Raw genomic sequence first — 3,702 nt, 5'->3', positions numbered from 1 at the left:
CAGGACTAGTATATGATGATTCTTACAGAAGTACGTTGGCTAAAAATTAGTGAGTTTTTACTTGTTTTTTACCACAGTACTTTGTTGTAGCCAGTACTTATTGTATTTTATATTTCCTTCTTCTTTTTTCAAATGCTAATTCTCCTCCTTCAAGAATTTGACATATTTTTTTATTTATTAATTCATTTTCTAAACTACCTGATAAATATTTCAATTTACCCTTGTCATTAGTTGCTACAATAACTTGTTCTGCATCTGCATTTATAACAAGATTTGCATTGTGAGTAACGATTATAACTTGTCTATATTTTTTTAATTCTTTAAAAAGGTTTATTAAATTATTCATAATAAACTCGTTGTCTAAATCATCTTCTGGCTGGTCAAAAATGATTGGTTTTGAAAATGCCTCTGTAGCAAGTTTTAATTTTAAATACACAGTTCCTTTTTGACCAACAGATATCTTATTTAAATCTTTACCATCATATTTCAATATAGGGTAGACATTTATATAATCCTTTTGCTCATTAGAATCGAAAAACAGTTTTGTTAATCGTTCAGTATCTAATCCATTGTTAGATTCACAAACTTCTAAAAATTTATTTTCAAGAAAATCATAAAAAGAATCTATATCATTGATTTCAAAATATTCTTTTTGAGCTTTTAAATTATTTTTCACTCTCCAAACTGCACCATTAATACAGTGATAAATTTTTTCATAAAAACTTGATTCATTAAATTCAATGACAACTTCTACAGATAAATCTTGTAATAGATTCTCCATAATTTCTTTTTGTGCATCATTTAAGTCATCATTTTTCTCGAAATCGGTAAAATTGTTCCAATCTTGCTCAAGTTTTGTTTTTTGAAGAGAATATTGAGATTTTATTTTATTAATTAATGACTCTTTATCTTTTTCACTTATGAATATTATCTTTTTTAGATTCTCAAATCTTTTATTTTTTTGAGTTACTTTGCTTATTTTTTCACGAATAGTTAATAAAACTGTTTGAAATTTATCGACATCTTTTAATAGAGTAGATAAATCACCTTTATAAACTTCATTAAAAGATTCTTTTATTTTATTGTTTTTATCTGTTAAATCTGAAATTTCTTTAAATATTTTATTAAGCCAATTGTTAATTGCTTCAAGTTGATTCTTGAAAATATTTTGTTCTTCAGTCAATAAAGGAATTAAATTAACTTCTTCGTTTACTTCATTAATTTTCTCATTTATACTAGTTACAATATCATTTAAGTATATAGTTAAAGATTTTAATTCTGTGCTTTTGGAAGTGTTGTTTTTAATTTTTTCTAAATTGCTTGAATATTGTTCTAATTTTTCTTTATTTTCTTCTGTTGTAATGTTAGATATAAATTCATTAGTTTTCTTTTCTTCCTTTTTTAAGTAATCAATTTTATTCTCATTAATTTTTAAGAACTGTTCAAGTTCTTGAAGTTCTTTTATTGAAGAAAGAATTAATTTGTTTAAATCATTATCAAATTCAGGTTTTTCAAGTTTAGCAAGTTTACTTATAGAATCTGCTAATAATGATTTCTTATCTTGACTTTCAACTTTACTTTTTAAATCTCCTTGACTTATATAAATAAAATCGACAGAATGCTCATTCTCTCCTAAAGGGAAAAGAATCTTCTCATCATCATTCAGAATTGTTTTACTGTACTCGACTTCGATTTTTTCTGTTTTGTTAAATTCTCCAATTTTATTTCCAGTTTTTCCATAAAAGCTACTCGAAATATATTCAGACAGCATACTTTTTCCTTCTCCACGACCTCCAATAATGGTTACTAAATTAGGGTTTAATGGAAGTGTTTTTGTTGATTCACAAAAAATTAAATCGGAATCATCTTTGAAAATTTGCTCATCTTCTTTAAAATTAATTAATGAGAAGTAAGGTTTTTCATAATCATATTTTGGATTATTTTCTTGAATTCTAGTTCTTTCCTGTGGTTCAAAAATAGTTTGTCTTAGTCCTTCAAAAGTTTTATCAGCTTTAACCCAAGTAAATTCAGAGCCAATTGTATTTAAAGAATGAGCATCTGAGCAAACAAATACAGGTTTTGGTAACTTAAAAAAGTCTTTTCTTGGACCTTCAAGATTTAAAAAAAAGTTTCTGTCTGAAGCTCTTCCAAAAATTAAATTAGAACATTTGTCCATTTTTTTTGCCAACTGTATATTTCTTGGCTTATTGTCAGGATGAAAACCACCATATCCATTATTGACTCCAACCATTAAAAAGTCATTCCAGATGCTGAAATCTCGTTCTAATTGTTTTCTTAGGTCATCAAATGATATAGTTATATTATCAGCACCATATTTTTTTATATTTTCAATTGTACAATATTGAGTATTGTCATCTGCAATATTATTTAATGGAATTCTTGATAAACTTTCTAGAATCTGTGAAATTGAAACTTTGTCTAAGTTAAATAGAACGTGAGAATTTATGTATTCACCACTTTTATTTTTGTCATTAGTTCTAAATTCAAAATTTGCAAGTACAAGAGTTTCATTAGGTAAATACTTTTTCAGTTCTGTAATTTCATTCTCTTCCACAATGAAATAATTTGTAACACCAATAACCTCGATTTCTTCTTCAATAATTTTTTCAGCAATTTCCTTGTATGAACAATTGTACTTGTTATTTAAATGTGTGTTAGGTGTATGTATATGTAAATCCCATTTTCTCCAAATAGAACCTTTCTTTATTTCTTCTATCATTTTATTTTTTTCGGGTATTGGCTACAACGTGTTTGTATATGGCTCGTAGCGTGTTAATTAGCGATTACTTTTCAGTTAAGCACGAGTCAAATTTTTTAATTTTCTTATTATCTTCTTTTATCAATAAGCCAAATTAAAAAATTTGGCGGACTTGCAAATATGCCTTAACTTTGAATTAAGTAACTAATTAGCTATTAGCTATATACGGTGTTGGGCTTTCGTTTTTTATTTTCCGTTTTTCAATTTTCTATTTCTTCTCGTTTCTTTATTTTTCCCTTAATTTTTTCCAATATTCTTTCTTTAAATTCACTTTTAGCTGTTGAGTTTTTCCACCACCAAAAATATTCATTCGCATCAATCCAGTTTCCACCATCTGTTTTACTTTTATAATTTGCAAAAGAAAATGTTGTCTTTGTCTTGTTTTTCGGTCTTGTTAGAGTATGAATTATTTGGTTCTTGTCTTTATATTCAAAATAGATTGAATTCCAATGTTTACTTTTATGGTCAGTGAAACTATTTGTATTTAAATTGTTTTCCGATTTTACCTCATTTATAATTTCTATAAGAGTTTTTTCAGAAGTATTCAATTCATAATTTTCAGCTTTTCCATAACTTCCTGGTGAAAAAGACCAACCCACATAATAAATTAAAATTCCGAACGCTAAAATTCCGATTATAATTAATAAATATTTTCTTTTCAATTTTTCCTAAATTTTTGTTTCAGAGTTCGAGTGAGAAATGAAGCCCAACGGTTTGCGTATATGACTTGTGGCGTCTTTCAAAGCACTTTCTTGTCGGCTTGCACCAAATTTACTTAAAAGCACAAAGCTTGAATTTACCACTTTCCCCGCCATAAGTTATATACGACTTAAGTTAGCATTTCAATAAAAACATTAAATTAAGATCTATAAAAAAGAAAGAACAAAGAGAGGATTAAGGTTATTATATACGCAGAAGCTTAA

General features: G+C 26.6%; 2 protein-coding genes. Both read right to left on the bottom strand.

Translation table 11 applies throughout. The features are described from left to right. Positions 1–97 precede the first annotated feature (97 nt). Complete coding sequence (locus LX95_RS14320; protein WP_111542142.1) at positions 98–2,740, bottom strand: TrlF family AAA-like ATPase; 2,643 nt, start codon at positions 2,738–2,740, stop codon at positions 98–100. Positions 2,741–2,979: 239 nt separating this feature from the next. Further along, on the bottom strand, positions 2,980–3,441 hold the full coding sequence (locus LX95_RS14315) for a hypothetical protein (RefSeq protein ID WP_111542141.1): 462 nt from the start codon (positions 3,439–3,441) through the stop codon (positions 2,980–2,982). Positions 3,442–3,702: the final 261 nt, after the last annotated feature.

It is taken from the genome of Mesonia algae (genome assembly GCF_003253545.1).
Classification (GTDB): domain Bacteria; phylum Bacteroidota; class Bacteroidia; order Flavobacteriales; family Flavobacteriaceae; genus Mesonia; species Mesonia algae.
This window is presented reverse-complemented; position numbering and strand designations above follow the sequence as displayed.

Coding starts and splice junctions, on each gene's coding strand:
- LX95_RS14320 (WP_111542142.1), bottom strand. CDS start 2,740: ATGATAGAAGAAATAAAGAAAGGTTCTATTTGGAGAAAATGGGATTTA.